The sequence below is a fragment of the Shigella flexneri 2a str. 301 genome (assembly GCF_000006925.2).
Taxonomy (GTDB): Bacteria; Pseudomonadota; Gammaproteobacteria; order Enterobacterales; family Enterobacteriaceae; genus ECMA0423.
Genome location: NC_004337.2, coordinates 3,193,764 through 3,211,676 on the forward strand (window position 1 = coordinate 3,193,764; position 17,913 = coordinate 3,211,676).

Below are 17,913 nucleotides of genomic sequence, written 5' to 3' on the forward strand. Positions count from 1 at the left end.
TCATCGTTGAACACGAATTTTCAAAACGGAACAGCTTATGAGTGCAATCGCGCCTGGAATGATCCTCATCGCGTACCTCTGCGGCTCCATTTCCAGTGCCATTCTGGTTTGCCGCTTGTGTGGGCTGCCCGATCCGCGAACCAGCGGCTCCGGCAATCCAGGCGCAACCAATGTGTTACGTATCGGTGGCAAGGGAGCAGCCGTAGCAGTACTGATTTTCGACGTTCTGAAAGGAATGTTGCCTGTCTGGGGCGCGTATGAATTAGGTGTCAGCCCCTTCTGGCTAGGCTTAATTGCCATCGCCGCCTGTCTTGGACACATCTGGCCCGTTTTCTTCGGTTTTAAAGGAGGAAAAGGCGTTGCTACCGCTTTTGGAGCAATCGCACCAATTAGCTGGGATCTCACCGGAGTAATGGCGGGAACCTGGTTACTGACCGTGCTATTGAGCGGATACTCGTCGCTGGGAGCGATTGTCAGTGCACTGATTGCTCCGTTTTATGTCTGGTGGTTTAAGCCACAATTCACCTTCCCGGTTTCGATGCTCTCTTGCCTGATCCTGCTGCGTCATCATGACAACATCCAGCGTCTGTGGCGTCGTCAGGAGACAAAAATCTGGACGAAATTCAAAAGAAAGCGCGAAAAGGATCCCGAGTGATTTCTGGTGGATCTACATGACCTGATAGCCTTCATCGGGCTTGCCCAGCCGTTGCTGGCACCATGCCGCCAGAAATTCCGCGCAGACACGAATTTCATGCTGCGATAGAGCAGCTCCCGGTAAACAGCCCAGATATTGGCGCTTTGTGCATACTCCGGCAATACTTGCACCAGTTTGCCACTCTCCAGAAACGGCAACACATCCCACTCGGAACGCAGCATAATCCCTTTGCCCTCCAGCGCCCATTGCAACACTATCTCGCCGCTATTGGAGGAAAGATGCCCGCTAACCTTCACCGATTTTTTCTCCTGACCGTTCCCCAACTCCCATATTCCGTGGGTCATATCGCGCTCTTTGGTCACCAGACAGTCATGACGACTTAATTCCTGTAATGATTGTGGCTGCGGATATTTTTGCAGATACTCAGGTGCTGCGCATAATATTCTTTTATTTTTCGTTAACAGATGCGCAATATAATAATCAGGAATTTCGTCATTAATACGAATATCCAGATCAATATTATCCTGCACTAAATCAATTTGCCGATCGAACAATTCAAAATGCACCTGTAACTCAGGATAATTGCGCATAAGTTCGGTAATGGCTGGCGCAATATGGCTGCGCCCAAAACCAAAACTGCAACCAATACGAATCATCCCCTCCGGGCGCGTTTTGATTTGCGTGACGTCATCGACCAGTCGCTGATATTGGGTGAGGATTTCCAGCGCATGTTCGTAACAACGTTGGCCACTTTCAGTCAGCGCCACGCCGCGAGCGGAGCGGTTCAGCAGCGTTGTTGCCAGCGTATTTTCAAGGATTTGGATCCGCTTGGTGACAAATGCAGGCGTTTGCCCAAGCGTCGCCGCTGCAGCACTAAAACTCCCGCTGTGGACGATTTCTACCAGTACCTGCAAGTCTTTGGCTAAAGGCCAGCTATTCAGCATCGTTAATTATCCGCAGTTGTGATAAGCGCAGTGTATTTCGCAAAACATTGCCATTCCCTGCTCTGGCGCAATATTCATTCTTATTTTCGCGTTGATTCACGAACTGTTAATTACATATTAACGGTGGCAAAAAATATAAAACCACATTTTTAGTGTTAGTTTGTGGCGGTGAATTTTTCCAGACAAATACAAAAACTGGAGTTGCCATGATGAGCGAAAGTAATAAGCAACAGGCAGTGAATAAGTTGACAGAGATTGTCGCTAACTTTACCGCCATGATTTCTACCCGAATGCCTGATGACGTGGTGGATAAACTAAAACAGCTAAAGGATGCCGAAACGTCGTCGATGGGGAAAATTATCTACCATACGATGTTCGACAACATGCAAAAAGCGATTGACCTGAATCGTCCTGCCTGTCAGGACACCGGGGAGATTATGTTCTTCGTTAAAGTCGGTTCCCGCTTCCCACTGCTTGGCGAGCTGCAAAGCATACTCAAACAAGCCGTGGAAGAGGCAACCGTCAAAGCGCCACTACGTCACAATGCGGTAGAAATTTTTGACGAAGTAAACACCGGCAAAAATACCGGTAGCGGCGTACCGTGGGTCACCTGGGACATCATCCCCGACAATGACGATGCGGAAATCGAAGTTTACATGGCAGGCGGCGGCTGCACGCTACCTGGCCGCTCGAAAGTGTTAATGCCGTCAGAAGGCTACGAAGGCGTGGTGAAATTCGTCTTCGAAAATATCTCCACCCTCGCCGTAAACGCCTGTCCACCGGTACTGGTGGGCGTGGGCATCGCCACCTCGGTGGAAACCGCCGCCGTACTCTCGCGTAAAGCCATTTTGCGCCCGATTGGCAGCCGCCATCCCAATCCAAAAGCGGCAGAACTGGAGCTACGCCTGGAAGAAGGACTCAACCGTCTGGGGATTGGTCCACAAGGGCTGACCGGCAACAGTTCAGTGATGGGCGCATCGTCGCGGCACGCTGCTGGTTCATGCCGATCTCACCTTTGAAAATCTGTCTCACACCCGGAGCGCGTTATGAAAAAGATCCTGACAACCCCGATCAAAGCTGAAGATCTGCAAGATATTCGCGTCGGCGATGTGATCTACCTGACCGGTACGCTGGTGACCTGCCGCGACGTTTGTCACCGCCGTTTGATCGAACTGAAACGTCCGATCCCTTACGATCTCAACGGCAAAGCGATTTTCCACGCTGGCCCCATCGTGCGCAAAAACGGCGACAAATGGGAGATGGTCTCCGTCGGCCCGACAACCAGTATGCGTATGGAAAGTTTTGAACGTGAATTTATTGAGCAGACCGGCGTAAAACTGGTGGTTGGCAAAGGTGGTATGGGGCCGCTGACCGAAGAAGGCTGCCAGAAATTCAAGGCGTTACATGTGATTTTCCCAGCAGGCTGCGCGGTGCTGGCGGCAACCCAGGTAGAAGAGATTGAAGAAGTGCACTGGACAGAACTCGGGATGCCGGAGTCACTGTGGGTCTGCCGGGTCAAAGAGTTCGGCCCGCTGATTGTCTCTATTGATACCCACGGCAACAACCTGATAGCCGAAAACAAAAAGCTGTTCGCCGAACGCCGCGATCCCATCGTGGAAGAGATCTGCGAGCACGTCCATTACATCAAATAACCCTCCCGGAGAGGCTCACCCCTCTCCTTTTTCGCAGGCATAACACGATGAAACCTTCCACTGAATGGTGGCGATATCTTGCGCCGCTGGCGGTCATCGCCATTATTGCTCTACTTCCGGTTCCCGCAGGGCTGGAGAACCATACCTGGCTCTACTTTGCCGTTTTTACTGGCGTGATCGTTGGACTGATCCTCGAACCCGTGCCGGGTGCCGTGGTGGCGATGGTGGGTATCTCCATCATCGCCATACTCTCTCCCTGGCTGCTGTTCAGCCCCGAACAGCTCGCCCAGCCAGGCTTTAAGTTCACCGCCAAATCCCTCTCCTGGGCAGTTTCTGGTTTTTCTAATTCGGTTATCTGGCTCATTTTCGCCGCCTTTATGTTTGGCACAGGCTATGAAAAAACCGGGCTTGGACGCCGCATTGCGCTGATTCTGGTGAAAAAGATGGGGCATCGCACGCTGTTTCTCGGCTATGCGGTGATGTTCTCCGAGCTGATCCTGGCACCTGTAACACCGTCCAACTCGGCGCGTGGTGCGGGTATTATCTATCCCATCATCCGTAACCTGCCACCGCTCTATCAATCACAACCAAACGACAGCAGTTCGCGCAGCATTGGCTCGTACATCATGTGGATGGGGATTGTTGCCGACTGCGTGACCAGCGCCATTTTCCTGACGGCGATGGCACCTAACTTGCTGTTAATTGGACTGATGAAAAGCGCATCTCACGCCACGCTGAGTTGGGGCGACTGGTTCCTCGGGATGTTGCCGCTCAGCATTTTACTGGTTCTGCTGGTTCCCTGGCTGGCTTACGTGCTGTACCCGCCGGTACTGAAGTCTGGTGATCAGGTGCCGCGCTGGGCAGAGACGGAACTGCAGGCAATGGGCCCGCTCTGTTCGCGTGAAAAACGGATGCTGGGGCTGATGGTAGGCGCGCTGGTGCTGTGGATTTTCGGCGGTGATTATATCGATGCCGCGATGGTCGGTTACAGCGTGGTGGCGCTGATGCTGCTTCTGCGCATTATCAGTTGGGACGACATTGTCAGTAATAAAGCGGCATGGAACGTTTTCTTCTGGCTGGCCTCGCTTATCACCCTCGCGACCGGACTCAACAATACCGGTTTTATTAGCTGGTTTGGCAAACTGTTAGCAGGCAGCTTAAGTGGTTATTCGCCGACGATGGTGATGGTGACGTTGATTGTGGTGTTTTATCTACTGCGCTACTTTTTCGCCAGCGCCACGGCGTATACCTGCGCCCTCGCACCGATGATGATCGCCGCCGCGCTGGCGATGCCGGAAATCCCGCTGCCGGTGTTCTGCCTGATGGTTGGCGCGGCAATTGGTCTGGGGAGCATTCTTACACCATACGCCACCGGACCCAGTCCGATTTACTACGGTAGTGGTTATCTGCCAACGGCGGATTACTGGCGACTGGGGGCGATTTTTGGGCTGATATTCCTCGTGTTGCTGGTGATTACCGGCTTACTGTGGATGCCCGTGGTGTTGCTTTAAGTGAGGACGGTGCCGGAAATTGCTCTCCGGCACCCAATAGTTTAGGCAGCCGGTAACTCCGCCAGCGGCCAGCGCGGACGCACGCTAACGCCGAGATCCGCCGTCGCGCCTGCTTTAAACCGCACCATTCCGGCATAGGCGATCATCGCGCCGTTATCAGTACAAAATTCCGGACGCGCGTAGAACACTTCGCCGCGGCGTTTTTTCATCATTTCAGCCAGCTTCGCCCGTAACGTGCGGTTAGCACTCACGCCGCCCGCCATGACCAGTCGCTTAAAGCCCGTCTGATCCAACGCTCGCTTACACTTAATCATCAACGTATCGACCACCGCATCTTCAAAGGCGCGGGCGATATCAGCACGCGTCTGGTCGTCGGTGCCGTTGTCACGAATCGTGTTCGCCGCAAAGGTTTTCAGACCAGAAAAGCTGAAATCCAGCCCCGGACGGTCGGTCATCGGACGCGGGAAAACAAAGCGCCCGGCAGTACCCTGAGCCGCCATTTTCGACAGTAACGGTCCGCCAGGATAATCCAGCCCCAGCAGCTTCGCGGTTTTATCAAACGCTTCACCGGCGGCATCATCGATAGACTCGCCGAGCAGCTCGTACTGACCAATGCCAGTCACGCTGATTAACTGCGTATGACCGCCGGACACCAGCAGCGCGACAAACGGAAATTCCGGCGGGTTATCTTCCAGCATCGGCGCTAACAGATGCCCTTCCATATGGTGTACCGGGATTGCCGGAACGTTCCAGGCAAACGCCAGAGAACGCCCCACGGTTGCGCCAACCAGCAGTGCGCCGACTAATCCAGGGCCTGCGGTATAGGCCACAGCATCAATGTCTTTTGCCGTTAAACCAGACTCCTTTAGCGCCGCCTGGATCAACGGTACGGTTTTACGCACATGATCGCGGGAGGCCAGTTCAGGCACGACGCCGCCGTAGTCAGCGTGCAATTTCACCTGACTATACAATTGGTTGGCTAACAAACCTTTTTCATCGTCGTAAATGGCGATGCCGGTTTCATCGCAGGAAGTTTCAATACCCAGTACACGCATGACTTGTTTTACCTCGCTTTATTACCGCGCAGTGTAGGACCAATGCGGGTTGATGTAAAACTTTGTTCGCCCCTGGAGAAAGCCTCGTGTATACTCCTCACCCTTATAAAAGTCCCTTTCAAAAAAGGCCGCGGTGCTTTACAAAGCAGCAGCAATTGCAGTAAAATTCCGCACCATTTTGAAATAAGCTGGCGTTGATGCCAGCGGCAAACCGAATTAATCAAAGGTGAGAGGCACATGCCGGTAATTAAAGTACGTGAAAACGAGCCGTTCGACGTAGCTCTGCGTCGCTTCAAGCGTTCCTGCGAAAAAGCAGGTGTTCTGGCGGAAGTTCGTCGTCGTGAGTTCTATGAAAAACCGACTACCGAACGTAAGCGCGCTAAAGCTTCTGCAGTGAAACGTCACGCGAAGAAACTGGCTCGCGAAAACGCACGCCGCACTCGTCTGTACTAATTCCCCGAGAGCGTTGCTCTCCGATCAGACCGAGTTGTAGTTGTAAGGCCGTGCTTCCGAAAGGAATGCGCGGCTTATTTTCGTTTATGAATTGCTAAAAATCGGGGCCTATGGCTGGACGAATCCCACGCGTATTCATTAATGATCTGCTGGCACGCACTGACATCGTCGATCTGATCGATGCCCGTGTGAAGCTGAAAAAGCAGGGCAAGAATTTCCACGCGTGTTGTCCATTCCACAACGAGAAAACCCCGTCATTCACCGTTAACGGTGAGAAACAGTTTTACCACTGCTTTGGATGTGGCGCGCACGGCAACGCGATCGACTTCCTGATGAACTACGACAAGCTCGAGTTCGTCGAAACGGTCGAAGAGCTGGCAGCAATGCACAATCTTGAAGTGCCATTTGAAGCAGGCAGCGGCCCCAGCCAGATCGAGCGCCATCAGAGGCAAACGCTTTATCAGTTGATGGACGGTCTGAATACGTTTTACCAACAATCTTTACAACAACCTGTTGCCACGTCTGCGCGCCAGTATCTGGAAAAACGCGGATTAAGCCACGAGGTTATCGCTCGCTTTGCGATTGGTTTTGCGCCCCCCGGCTGGGACAACGTCCTGAAGCGGTTTGGCGGCAATCCAGAAAATCGCCAGTCATTGATTGATGCGGGGATGTTGGTCACTAACGATCAGGGACGCAGTTACGATCGTTTCCGCGAACGGGTGATGTTCCCCATTCGCGATAAACGCGGTCGGGTGATTGGTTTTGGCGGGCGCGTGCTGGGCAACGATACCCCCAAATACCTGAACTCGCCGGAAACAGACATTTTCCATAAAGGCCGCCAGCTTTACGGTCTTTATGAAGCGCAGCAGGATAACGCTGAACCCAATCGTCTGCTTGTGGTCGAAGGCTATATGGACGTGGTGGCGCTGGCGCAATACGGCATTAATTACGCCGTTGCGTCGTTAGGTACGTCAACCACCGCCGATCACATACAACTGTTGTTCCGCGCGACCAACAATGTCATTTGCTGTTATGACGGCGACCGTGCAGGCCGCGATGCCGCATGGCGAGCGCTGGAAACGGCGCTGCCTTACATGACAGACGGCCGTCAGCTACGCTTTATGTTTTTGCCGGATGGCGAAGACCCTGACACGCTGGTACGAAAAGAAGGTAAAGAAGCGTTTGAAGCGCGGATGGAGCAGGCGATGCCACTCTCCGCATTTCTGTTTAACAGTCTGATGCCGCAAGTTGATCTGAGTACCCCTGACGGGCGCGCACGTTTGAGTACGCTGGCACTGCCATTGATATCGCAAGTGCCGGGCGAAACGCTGCGAATATATCTTCGTCAGGAATTAGGCAACAAATTAGGCATACTTGATGACAGCCAGCTTGAACGATTAATGCCAAAAGCGGCAGAGAGCGGCGTTTCTCGCCCTGTTCCGCAGCTAAAACGCACGACCATGCGTATACTTATAGGGTTGCTGGTGCAAAATCCAGAATTAGCGACGTTGGTCCCGCCGCTTGAGAATCTGGATGAAAATAAGCTCCCTGGACTTGGCTTATTCAGAGAACTGGTCAACACTTGTCTCTCCCAGCCAGGTCTGACCACCGGGCAACTTTTAGAGCACTATCGTGGTACAAATAATGCTGCCACCCTTGAAAAACTGTCGATGTGGGACGATATAGCAGATAAGAATATTGCTGAGCAAACCTTCACCGACTCACTCAACCATATGTTTGATTCGCTGCTTGAACTGCGCCAGGAAGAGTTAATCGCTCGTGAGCGCACGCATGGTTTAAGCAACGAAGAACGCCTGGAGCTCTGGACATTAAACCAGGAGCTGGCGAAAAAGTGATTTAACGGCTTAAGTGCCGAAGAGCGATCGGGAAGCCCCCGACAGCCGCACTGAGAGGCAGCGGCAAATATATAAGTACGCCCTCGTAATTATCGTTGGCGGTAAACAACCGTTGGATTTCAGCGTTAACGGCTGAAGGACATCGGGTCAATCGCCCAACACCAACCTCATGAAATAAGTGTGGATACCGTCTTATGGAGCAAAACCCGCAGTCACAGCTGAAACTTCTTGTCACCCGTGGTAAGGAGCAAGGCTATCTGACCTATGCCGAGGTCAATGACCATCTGCCGGAAGATATCGTCGATTCAGATCAGATCGAAGACATCATCCAAATGATCAACGACATGGGCATTCAGGTGATGGAAGAAGCACCGGATGCCGATGATCTGATGCTGGCTGAAAACACCGCGGACGAAGATGCTGCCGAAGCCGCCGCGCAGGTGCTTTCCAGCGTGGAATCTGAAATCGGGCGCACGACTGACCCGGTACGCATGTACATGCGTGAAATGGGCACCGTTGAACTGTTGACCCGCGAAGGCGAAATTGACATCGCTAAGCGTATTGAAGACGGGATCAACCAGGTTCAATGCTCCGTTGCTGAATATCCGGAAGCGATCACCTATCTGCTGGAACAGTACGATCGTGTTGAAGCAGAAGAAGCGCGTCTGTCCGATCTGATCACCGGCTTTGTTGACCCGAACGCAGAAGAAGATCTGGCACCTACCGCCACTCACGTCGGTTCTGAGCTTTCCCAGGAAGATCTGGACGATGACGAAGATGAAGACGAAGAAGATGGCGATGACGACAGCGCCGATGATGACAACAGCATCGACCCGGAACTGGCTCGCGAAAAATTTGCGGAACTACGCGCTCAGTACGTTGTAACGCGTGACACCATCAAAGCGAAAGGTCGCAGTCACGCTGCCGCTCAGGAAGAGATCCTGAAACTGTCTGAAGTATTCAAACAGTTCCGCCTGGTGCCGAAGCAGTTTGACTACCTGGTCAACAGCATGCGCGTCATGATGGACCGCGTTCGTACGCAAGAACGTCTGATCATGAAGCTCTGCGTTGAGCAGTGCAAAATGCCGAAGAAAAACTTCATTACCCTGTTTACCGGCAACGAAACCAGCGATACCTGGTTCAACGCGGCAATTGCGATGAACAAGCCGTGGTCGGAAAAACTGCACGATGTCTCTGAAGAAGTGCATCGCGCCCTGCAAAAACTGCAGCAGATTGAAGAAGAAACCGGCCTGACCATCGAGCAGGTTAAAGATATCAACCGTCGTATGTCCATCGGTGAAGCGAAAGCCCGCCGTGCGAAGAAAGAGATGGTTGAAGCGAACTTACGTCTGGTTATTTCTATCGCCAAGAAATACACCAACCGTGGCTTGCAGTTCCTTGACCTGATTCAGGAAGGTAACATCGGCCTGATGAAAGCGGTTGATAAATTCGAATACCGCCGTGGTTACAAGTTCTCCACCTACGCAACCTGGTGGATCCGTCAGGCGATCACCCGTTCTATCGCGGATCAGGCGCGCACCATCCGTATTCCGGTGCATATGATTGAGACTATCAACAAACTCAACCGTATTTCTCGCCAGATGCTGCAAGAGATGGGCCGTGAACCGACGCCGGAAGAACTGGCTGAACGTATGCTGATGCCGGAAGACAAGATCCGCAAAGTGCTGAAGATCGCCAAAGAGCCAATCTCCATGGAAACGCCGATCGGTGATGATGAAGATTCGCATCTGGGGGATTTCATCGAGGATACCACCCTCGAGCTGCCGCTGGATTCTGCGACCACCGAAAGCCTGCGTGCGGCAACGCACGACGTGCTGGCTGGCCTGACCGCGCGTGAAGCAAAAGTTCTGCGTATGCGTTTCGGTATCGATATGAACACCGACCACACGCTGGAAGAAGTGGGTAAACAGTTCGACGTTACCCGCGAACGTATCCGTCAGATCGAAGCGAAGGCGCTGCGCAAACTGCGTCACCCGAGCCGTTCTGAAGTGTTGCGTAGCTTCCTGGACGATTAATCGGTAGGCCGGATCAGGCGTTACGCCGCACCCGGCACTAGTCTCTCTGCACAAACGCCACCTTTTCGGTGTAATGCCGATCAGTTAAGGATCAGTTGACCGATCCAGTGGCTGTGTAAGAATCCGGAAACGCTCACTTGTTTCCGGATTTTTTTATGCACATTGGACAGGCTCTTGATCTGGTATCCCGTTACGATTCTCTGCGTAACCCACTGACTTCTCTGGGAGATTACCTCGACCCCGAACTCATCTCTCGTTGCCTTGCCGAATCAGGTACTGTAACGCTACGCAAGCGCCGTCTTCCCCTCGAAATGATGGTCTGGTGTATTGTTGGCATGGCGCTTGAGCGTAAAGAACCTCTTCACCAGATTGTGAATCGCCTGGACATCATGCTGCCGGGCAATCGCCCCTTCGTTGCCCCCAGTGCCGTTATTCAGGCCCGCCAGCGCCTGGGAAGTGAGGCTGTCCGCCGCGTGTTCACGAAAACAGCGCAGCTCTGGCATAACGCCACGCCGCATCCGCACTGGTGCGGCCTGACCCTGCTGGCCATCGATGGTGTGTTCTGGCGCACACCGGATACACCAGAGAACGATGCAGCCTTCCCCCGCCAGACACATGCCGGGAACCCGGCGCTCTACCCGCAGGTCAAAATGGTCTGCCAGATGGAACTGACCAGCCATCTGCTGACGGCTGCAGCCTTCGGCACGATGAAGAACAGCGAAAATGAGCTTGCTGAGCAACTTATAGGACAAACCGGCGATAACACTCTGACGTTAATGGATAAAGGTTATTACTCACTGGGACTGTTAAATGGCTGGAGCCTGGCGGGAGAACACCGCCACTGGATGATACCTCTCAGAAAGGGAGCGCAATATGAAGAGCTCAGAAAACTGAGTAAAGGCGATCATCTGGTGAAGCTGAAAACCAGCCCGCAGGCACGAAAAAAGTGGCCGGGACTGGGAAATGAAGTGACAGCCCGCCTGCTGACCGTGACGCGCAAAGGAAAAGTCTGCCATCTGCTGACGTCGATGACGGACGCCATGCGCTTCCCCGGAGGAGAAATGGCGGATCTGTACAGTCATCGCTGGGAAATCGAACTGGGATACAGGGAGATAAAACAGACGATGCAACTGAGCAGGCTGACGCTGAGAAGTAAAAAGCCGGAGCTTGTGGAGCAAGAGCTGTGGGGTGTCTTACTGGCTTATAATCTGGTGAGATATCAGATGATTAAAATGGCGGAACATCTGAAAGGTTACTGGCCGAATCAACTGAGTTTCTCAGAATCATGCGGAATGGTGATGAGAATGCTGATGACATTGCAGGGCGCTTCACCGGGACGTATACCGGAGCTGATGCGCGATCTTGCAAGTATGGGACAACTTGTGAAATTACCGACGAGAAGGGGAAGGGCCTTCCCGAGAGTGGTAAAGGAGAGGCCCTGGAAATACCCCACAGCCCCGAAAAAGAGCCAGTCAGTTGCTTAACTGACTGGCATTACTCCCCCGGTGACGTTTTTTATCGCCCACGCACTACCAGCGCCTGGTCCAGCTCGCGATACGCTTCAACCAGTTTCTCCAGTGAAACGCGACTTAAACCGCTGGGATTTGGCAGCACCCAAATCTGCGTCGAACCAATGGTGAGCGTTTGTTTCCCCCACTGTGCACCGCGCTAGCTGAATCCCTGTTCATATGCTTGTTTGCCCAGAATAGCCAACGCCTGCGGCTGATAATCTTCAATTTTTTCAATCAGCTTACGCCCACCTGCGTGCAGCTCCTGCTTTGAAACTTCATTGGCTTGCACCGTTGGACGGTCTACCAGTTTGGTGATGCCACAACGATAATCCAGCAGATGCTGTGCCTCCTGCGGCTTCAACTGACGGTCGGTAAACCCGGCCTGATATATCACCTTCCAGAAGCGATTTGCCGGATGAGCAAAGGGAAAACCAGTCCCGGCGGATGAAAGCCCAGGGTTGATACCGCAAAACACGACCCGTAACCCTGGAGCCAAAATATCCTCAACCATATTTACTCCTTTCTAACATCACCAGGAAAAGTATAACGGATTGAAAATACATTGTTTATAAAAACAGCAGGCGCGCGGTAATGGCTGGATTGCGGCACGGAGTTACTTTATAATCCGCTACCATGGCCCCTTAGCTCAGTGGTTAGAGCAGGCGACTCATAATCGCTTGGTCGCTGGTTCAAGTCCAGCAGGGGCCACCAGATATAGCAAAGGCTGACGAGAAATCGTCAGCCTTTTTCTTTTTATATATCAGTTACTTTGCGTGCCAGTAAGCCGCTGCACGTACCCGCTGTGGGTCATACTGTTCCGCTTCAAAGCGGCGGCTTAAATTCTTAACGACTTTACCTTCGCCGGTTATCCAGATGAAGTAATCATCGGCAGGGATTTGCATCTGCGCCAGACGCGCATCTACCGCCTGCTCATCATGTGCCAGCCATTCGATATTAAAACCATCAAGGTGCGCGAGATAATCCTGACAGGCGTTATCCCGCACGCTAACCAGCGCACTAACTTGCGGTTTAACGGCAAGTTTGCTCAACGTTTCCAGGCGGCGGCGCAGTGCGGGCATTCCGGATTCATCGCAGACATACAGCTGATACGCGTAATCTTCCGGCACCACCAGCGAACCGCGCGGACCTGCCACCGTAAGTTTATCGCCCAGCCGCTGGCGACCCCACCGTCGTGAATAAAGAAATCGATCGCCAGTTCATGGCGTAGTTCGTCATACAGTGGCGTATAGTCACGCGACGGTGGGCGTGGTCCTTCCGGCCAGACGATGCTCTCTTCCGTTACCGTTGGCGGCACAAAGTGAGCGTCAGGTTGAGGAAAGAAGAGTTTGCTGTGATCGTCAAAGCCGCGCGATGTAAAACCGTCCAACGCCTCGCCGCCAAGGACAATGCGCTGAAAACCGGCGCTGATGCGCTCAACGCGTAGCACAGTCAGTTCACGGAAGCGCAGATCATTGCGAACGCGCTGCGGGTAGCGGGGGGTGTTATTCATTGTTATCGCCTTCGTGATGGTAATCAGATATATCTAAATAAAATTCGCAAATGATAATGATTGTTAATCATGATAAATGCAAGCGATTTGTAGAACTGATATGTCTGAAGTATGTGAAGGCATTCAGTGCCATAGCAATGCTGCCGGATGCGGCGTGAACGTCTTATCCGGCCTAGATGTGAGGTGCTTCCACGTTTAAAAATCATTTTTGTACTTGCAGTAATGCTCACATCAGATATAAATTAGATATATCTAATCAAGCAAAAGGAGGCTGATATGAGCCATCATCACGAAGGGTGTTGTAAACATGAAGGCCAGCCACGCCATGAGGGCTGCTGCAAAGGTGAGAAGTCAGAACACGAGCACTGCGGACACGGTCACCAGCATGAACACGGTCAATGTTGCGGTGGTCGCCACGGTCGCGGCGGCGGTCGTCGGCAACGTTTCTTTGGTCACGGTGAATTGCGTCTGGTGATTCTGGATATTCTCTCGCGCGATGACAGCCACGGTTACGAATTGATTAAAGCGATTGAGAATCTAACCCAGGGGAATTACACCCCAAGCCCGGGCGTCATCTACCCGACGCTGGATTTTCTGCAGGAGCAGTCGCTGATTACCATCCGCGAAGAGGAAGGTGGTAAGAAGCAGATTGCGCTGACCGAACAAGGCGCGCAGTGGCTGGAAGAAAACCGCGAACAAGTGGAGATGATTGAAGAACGCATCAAAGCGCGTTGCGTTGGCGCGGCGCTGCGCCAGAACCCGCAAATGAAGCGGGCGCTGGATAATTTTAAAGCGGTGCTGGATTTACGCGTCAACCAGAGCGATATCAGTGATGCACAAATAAAAAAGATCATTGCGGTGATCGACCGCGCCGCTTTTGATATTACGCAACTGGATTAATCGCCGCATCCGCCAGTGGCGCGGTGCAATTGCCGGATGCGACGCTTGACGCGCCTTATCCGGCCTACACCCGCTACACACCCCGCAGGCCTGATAAGATGCGCCAGCATCGCATCAGGCATTGTGCTCCAACCGCCGGATCCGGCATACCGATTAATGCAGCACCGTCACCGCGTCTTCCAGTCGGCTGGCGCGGTGTTTCACCATCGCCGACACCTGCGCACTCTCTTCCACCAGCTCGGCATTTTTCTGGGTGATCAGGTTAAGCTCATCCACTGCACGGGTCAGGCTGGAAAGCCCATCGGCCTGTTCCAGCGTTGAATGGCTAATCTGGGCGATCAACTGGGTGACGTTTTTCACCTGTGCCACAATATCTTCCATCGTCCGTCCGGCGGCGTGTACCTGCTGCGAACCGGATTGCACCTTATCAGCACTGGCATCAATCAGCTTGCGAATATCGTTGGCAGCATTAGCGCTGCGGCTGGCTAAATGACGCACTTCCCCTGCCACCACTGCAAAACCTTTGCCCTGTTCGCCGGCACGCGCCGCTTCCACCGCCGCATTCAGGGCCAGAATATTGGTCTGAAACGCAATATCGTTAATCAGCGAAGTAATGGTGCCAATGCGCTAGGTACTGTCGGCGATATCGTCCATTGTCTTGATCACCGTGGTCATCGCCTCCCCACCCTGCACTGCCGCATTACTGGCGGTGATAGAAAGTTTATCGGCAGCCGACGCCGTGGCAGAGTTCTGTTTCACCGACGCCGCCATTTGGTTCATGGTCGCCACCGTTTGCTGAACGTTATCAACTGTCTGCTGGGTATGTTCGTTCAGTTCATCGGTGCCTTTCGCCAGCGTCTCACTGCCATTTCTGACACTGGACACCTGGCTTGAGACATCGTTAATTAGCCAACGGCACATCAGGCCAAGCTGCCCTACCGCGCGTAATGTCAGCCCCAGCTCATCGCTGCGATTCAGGTGCTCAACACTATTACGCTCTCCGGTCGCCACCTTCAGTGCCTGACGGGCGACATTTTCTATCGGGCGCACAATCTGCCATTCAAAACAAGCGCTTGCCAACAATACCACTAACACACAGAGGAAATACGTCACCACCGGGGCAGCAACAAACCAAAGCATGGCCGCCAGCAAGATAAACATCAGGGTCATCACTCCACGCGTCCGCCAGCGAAGCGGTAATGAAGGCAGTTTACCCAGCCAGCCTTTACGCACCACCAGGCCTTTATGAATACGCTTACTGGTACGTCCGGAGTTCAACGCTTTGTACAGCGGCTCCACCGCCGCAATCTCTTCATCCGTCGCCCGGGTACGAATCGACATATAGCCACTGATTTTTCCCTCGCGCACCATCGGTACCGCATTGGCCCGCACCCAATAATGGTCGCCATTTTTGCGGCGATTTTTCACGATGCCGCTCCAGGGCTCCCCTTTTTTCAGGGTGAACCACATATCCGCAAACGCCGCTTTTGGCATATCCGGGTGACGCACCATGTTGTGCGGCTGCCCTTGTAACTCTTGCAAGGTAAAGCCGCTCACCTGCACAAAAGTGTCATTAGCATGAGTGATATAGCTTTGCAGATCGGTAGTGGACATCAGAGTGGTATCGTCCGCCAGCGGGGTATTTTGCTGGGTGACATACGGATGAGAAGACATGTTCGCGTCCTGTGCAGGTTATATGGTTGTTAACTTCTTGTCAGAGTTTATGTCGGCCCCGCTGCGGTTATCTTTAACCGATTAATTTGATTTAGATCGCAATTTGCGATTAAAGCACAAATCTAATTCTTTGATTTAAAATACTTTCACTCTGTTACTATACGAAAACGTTAATTATCTTGCCCAAAAATCAGGCAATTATTGCCCTGAAAACGTGCATTTGCGCAGCAATCATCAAATCCATACCCGACAAAAACCGTGCAAAATAACAACAAATGTTAACGGATAGCATTAAATATTGCACAAATGATAACCGCATTTGTGTTTATCCCGATTTTCGCGATCGCAGCCGGAGTGGCGCAATCCCTGCAATACTTAAATCGGTATCATGTGATACGCGAGCCTCCGGAGCATATTTTGAACAGGTTACCTTCGAGCGCATCGGCTTTAGCGTGCAGCGCCCACGCCCTGAATCTCATTGAGAAGCGAACGCTGGATCATGAGGAGATGAAAGCACTTAACCGAGAGGTGATTGAATACTTCAAAGAGCATGTCAATCCGGGGTTTTTAGAGTATCGCAAATCTGTTACCGCCGGCGGGGATTACGGAGCCGTAGAGTGGCAAGCGGGAGGTTTAAATACGCTTGTCGACACCCAGGGACAGGAGTTTATCGACTGCCTGGGAGGTTTTGGAATTTTCAACGTGGGGCACCGTAATCCAGTTGTGGTTTCCGCCGTACAGAATCAACTTGCGAAACAACCACTGCACAGCCAGGAGCTACTCGATCCGTTACGGGCTATGCTGGCGAAAACCCTTGCTGCGCTAACGCCCGGTAAACTGAAATACAGCTTCTTCTGTAATAGCGGCACCGAGTCCGTTGAAGCGGCGCTGAAGCTGGCGAAGGCTTATCAGTCGCCGCGCGGCAAATTTACTTTTATTGCCACCAGCGGCGTGTTCCACGGTAAATCACTTGGCGCGCTGTCGGCCACGGCGAAATCGACCTTCCGCAAACCGTTTATGCCACTGCTGCCAGGGTTCCGTCATGTGCCGTTTGGCAATATCGAAGCCATGCGCACGGCTCTTAATGAGTGCAAAAAAACCGGTGATGATGTGGCTGCGGTGATCCTCGAACCGATTCAGGGCGAAGGTGGCGTAATTCTGCCGCCGCCGGGCTATCTCACCGCCGTGCGTAAGCTGTGCGATGAGTTCGGCGCACTGATGATCCTCGATGAAGTACAAACGGGCATGGGGCGCACGGGCAAGATGTTTGCCTGCGAACATGAGAACGTTCAGCCGGACATTCTGTGTCTGGCAAAAGCCCTCGGCGGCGGCGTGATGCCGATTGGCGCGACCATCGCCACTGAAGAGGTGTTTTCAGTTCTGTTCGACAACCCATTCCTGCATACCACCACCTTTGGCGGCAACCCGCTGGCCTGTGCGGCGGCGCTGGCGACCATCAATGTGTTGCTGGAGCAGAACTTACCGGCTCAGGCTGAGCAAAAAGGCGATATGTTGCTGGACGGTTTCCGTCAACTGGCGCGGGAATATCCCGATCTGGTACAGGAAGCGCGTGGTAAAGGGATGTTGATGGCGATTGAGTTTGTTGATAACGAAATCGGCTATAACTTTGCCAGCGAGATGTTCCGCCAGCGCGTACTGGTGGCCGGAACGCTCAATAACGCCAAAACGATCCGCATTGAACCGCCACTGACACTGACCATTGAACAGTGTGAACTGGTGATCAAAGCGGCGCGTAAGGCGCTGGCGGCCATGCGAGTAAGTGTCGAAGAAGCGTAATATCAAATCGGATGGCGATACGACGTCGCCATCCGATCTTTTTATACGACGCGTACGCCCGCAGGCATCATCCGCTCCGGCGTTAACAACACGCTTTCACTGCCGTCATCGGTTTCCGCACACAACAGCATGCATTCCGACGTTTCACCACGCATTTTCGCTTTTTGCAGATTGCATAAGACCACCACCGTTTTCCCCATCAGCTCCTCTTCGCTGTAGTACGGCACCAGGCTGGTCACGGTTTGCAGTGTTTTTTCCCCACATCAACCTGTACGATGTACAGCTTGTCGGCGTTTTCATGGCGTTTCACTTCCACAATCTTTCCGACGCGCATTTCCAGACGTGCAAAATCAGCGTAA

12 protein-coding genes, 1 tRNA gene, 3 pseudogenes and 4 other annotated features are annotated in these 17,913 nt (G+C 52.9%); of the genes and pseudogenes, 11 read left to right on the plus strand and 5 right to left on the minus strand.

The window, feature by feature from the left end:
* Window positions 1–37 precede the first annotated feature (37 nt).
* Entirely contained in the window at window positions 38–655 is a 618-nt protein-coding gene (gene ygiH, locus SF3100; RefSeq protein ID NP_708869.1) for a glycerol-3-phosphate acyltransferase PlsY, read from the plus strand.
* On the opposite strand, the gene ygiP is transcribed toward ygiH, so the two are convergent.
* The gene (ygiP, locus tag SF3101) at window positions 598–1,599 is read right to left on the minus strand and encodes a transcriptional activator TtdR (RefSeq protein NP_708870.1); all 1,002 of its coding nucleotides are present in this window, start codon (window positions 1,597–1,599) and stop codon (window positions 598–600) included. The genes ygiH and ygiP overlap by 58 nt on opposite strands.
* A gap of 209 nt (window positions 1,600–1,808) precedes the next feature.
* Between ygiP and ttdA the strand changes: the two genes are divergently transcribed.
* Genes ttdA through ygjE form a run of 3 tightly spaced genes read left to right on the plus strand, consistent with a single transcriptional unit; the run spans window position 1,809 to window position 4,762 of the window.
* Window positions 1,809–2,618 carry a tartrate dehydratase subunit alpha gene (ttdA, locus tag SF3102; RefSeq protein ID NP_708871.2) on the plus strand — a complete coding sequence of 270 codons (810 nt, stop codon included), beginning with the start codon at window positions 1,809–1,811 and terminating at the stop codon, window positions 2,616–2,618.
* Window positions 2,619–2,645: 27 nt separating this feature from the next.
* Window positions 2,646–3,251 (plus strand): L(+)-tartrate dehydratase subunit beta, encoded by a 606-nt coding sequence (gene ttdB, locus SF3103; RefSeq protein NP_708872.1) that lies wholly within the window; start codon window positions 2,646–2,648, stop codon window positions 3,249–3,251.
* 47 nt (window positions 3,252–3,298) lie between these two features.
* Window positions 3,299–4,762, plus strand: coding sequence for a hypothetical protein (gene ygjE, locus SF3104; RefSeq protein NP_708873.1), 1,464 nt, complete (start codon window positions 3,299–3,301; stop codon window positions 4,760–4,762).
* A 41-nt stretch (window positions 4,763–4,803) separates the two neighbouring features.
* Here the strand turns inward: ygjE and ygjD are convergent, their stop codons facing one another.
* Window positions 4,804–5,817 (minus strand): UGMP family protein, encoded by a 1,014-nt coding sequence (gene ygjD, locus SF3105; protein NP_708874.1) that lies wholly within the window; start codon window positions 5,815–5,817, stop codon window positions 4,804–4,806.
* 237 nt (window positions 5,818–6,054) lie between these two features.
* Between ygjD and rpsU the strand changes: the two genes are divergently transcribed.
* The 4 genes from rpsU to SF3109 all read left to right on the plus strand — a co-directional run bounded on the left by rpsU (window position 6,055) and on the right by SF3109 (window position 11,646).
* Window positions 6,055–6,270, plus strand: coding sequence for a 30S ribosomal protein S21 (rpsU, locus tag SF3106; RefSeq protein NP_708875.1), 216 nt, complete (start codon window positions 6,055–6,057; stop codon window positions 6,268–6,270).
* Between the two features lie 110 nt (window positions 6,271–6,380).
* A complete protein-coding gene (gene dnaG, locus SF3107) occupies window positions 6,381–8,126 on the plus strand; it encodes a DNA primase (protein NP_708876.1) in 1,746 nt (581 codons plus the stop codon).
* A 194-nt stretch (window positions 8,127–8,320) separates the two neighbouring features.
* Complete coding sequence (gene rpoD / locus SF3108) at window positions 8,321–10,162, plus strand: RNA polymerase sigma factor RpoD (RefSeq protein NP_708877.1); 1,842 nt, start codon at window positions 8,321–8,323, stop codon at window positions 10,160–10,162.
* A 70-nt stretch (window positions 10,163–10,232) separates the two neighbouring features.
* Window positions 10,233–11,660 (plus strand) — a mobile genetic element.
* Window positions 10,300–11,646 carry an insertion sequence IS4 transposase InsG gene (locus SF3109; protein ID NP_708878.1) on the plus strand — a complete coding sequence of 449 codons (1,347 nt, stop codon included), beginning with the start codon at window positions 10,300–10,302 and terminating at the stop codon, window positions 11,644–11,646. It overlaps the preceding feature by 1,347 nt.
* Window positions 11,661–11,677: 17 nt before the next feature.
* Window positions 11,678–12,184: a sequence feature (Similar to Escherichia coli K12 conserved hypothetical protein gi: 1789449 (169 aa). BLAST with identity of 99% in 168 aa. This CDS ontains frameshift. The sequence has been checked and is believed to be correct.), on the minus strand.
* Here SF3109 and ygjF read toward each other — a convergent pair.
* Window positions 11,678–12,184, minus strand: a pseudogene (gene ygjF / locus SF3110). Its footprint overlaps the feature before it by 507 nt.
* Window positions 12,185–12,308: 124 nt before the next feature.
* Between ygjF and SF4508 the strand changes: the two are divergent.
* Window positions 12,309–12,384, plus strand: a tRNA-Met gene (locus tag SF4508).
* Window positions 12,385–12,437: 53 nt separating this feature from the next.
* Window positions 12,438–13,183, minus strand: a sequence feature (Similar to Escherichia coli K12 conserved hypothetical protein gi: 1789450 (255 aa). BLAST with identity of 99% in 248 aa. This CDS contains an in-frame stop codon. The sequence has been checked and is believed to be correct.).
* Here SF4508 and yqjH read toward each other — a convergent pair.
* Window positions 12,438–13,183, minus strand: a pseudogene (gene yqjH / locus SF3111). It overlaps the preceding feature by 746 nt.
* 276 nt (window positions 13,184–13,459) lie before the next feature.
* Between yqjH and yqjI the strand changes: the two are divergent.
* Window positions 13,460–14,083, plus strand: coding sequence for a hypothetical protein (yqjI, locus tag SF3112; protein ID NP_708879.1), 624 nt, complete (start codon window positions 13,460–13,462; stop codon window positions 14,081–14,083).
* Between the two features lie 153 nt (window positions 14,084–14,236).
* Window positions 14,237–15,757: a sequence feature ('Similar to Escherichia coli K12 aerotaxis sensor receptor, flavoprotein gi: 1789453 (507 aa). BLAST with identity of 98% in 506 aa. This CDS contains an in-frame stop codon. The sequence has been checked and is believed to be correct.'), on the minus strand.
* Here yqjI and aer read toward each other — a convergent pair.
* A pseudogene (gene aer / locus SF3113) lies at window positions 14,237–15,757 on the minus strand. Its footprint overlaps the feature before it by 1,521 nt.
* 507 nt (window positions 15,758–16,264) lie before the next feature.
* Between aer and ygjG the strand changes: the two are divergent.
* A complete protein-coding gene (gene ygjG, locus SF3114) occupies window positions 16,265–17,554 on the plus strand; it encodes an ornithine aminotransferase (protein ID NP_708880.4) in 1,290 nt (429 codons plus the stop codon).
* Window positions 17,555–17,913: the final 359 nt, after the last annotated feature.

What these genes read in the sequence shown, in the direction of transcription:
- ygiH (NP_708869.1), top strand. Translation starts at nt 38, where the DNA reads ATGAGTGCAATCGCGCCTGGAATGATCCTCATCGCGTACCTCTGCGGC.
- ygiP (NP_708870.1), bottom strand. Translation starts at nt 1,599, where the DNA reads ATGCTGAATAGCTGGCCTTTAGCCAAAGACTTGCAGGTACTGGTAGAA.
- ttdA (NP_708871.2), top strand. Translation starts at nt 1,809, where the DNA reads ATGAGCGAAAGTAATAAGCAACAGGCAGTGAATAAGTTGACAGAGATT.
- ttdB (NP_708872.1), top strand. Translation starts at nt 2,646, where the DNA reads ATGAAAAAGATCCTGACAACCCCGATCAAAGCTGAAGATCTGCAAGAT.
- ygjE (NP_708873.1), top strand. Translation starts at nt 3,299, where the DNA reads ATGAAACCTTCCACTGAATGGTGGCGATATCTTGCGCCGCTGGCGGTC.
- ygjD (NP_708874.1), bottom strand. Translation starts at nt 5,817, where the DNA reads ATGCGTGTACTGGGTATTGAAACTTCCTGCGATGAAACCGGCATCGCC.
- rpsU (NP_708875.1), top strand. Translation starts at nt 6,055, where the DNA reads ATGCCGGTAATTAAAGTACGTGAAAACGAGCCGTTCGACGTAGCTCTG.
- dnaG (NP_708876.1), top strand. Translation starts at nt 6,381, where the DNA reads ATGGCTGGACGAATCCCACGCGTATTCATTAATGATCTGCTGGCACGC.
- rpoD (NP_708877.1), top strand. Translation starts at nt 8,321, where the DNA reads ATGGAGCAAAACCCGCAGTCACAGCTGAAACTTCTTGTCACCCGTGGT.
- yqjI (NP_708879.1), top strand. Translation starts at nt 13,460, where the DNA reads ATGAGCCATCATCACGAAGGGTGTTGTAAACATGAAGGCCAGCCACGC.
- ygjG (NP_708880.4), top strand. Translation starts at nt 16,265, where the DNA reads ATGAAAGCACTTAACCGAGAGGTGATTGAATACTTCAAAGAGCATGTC.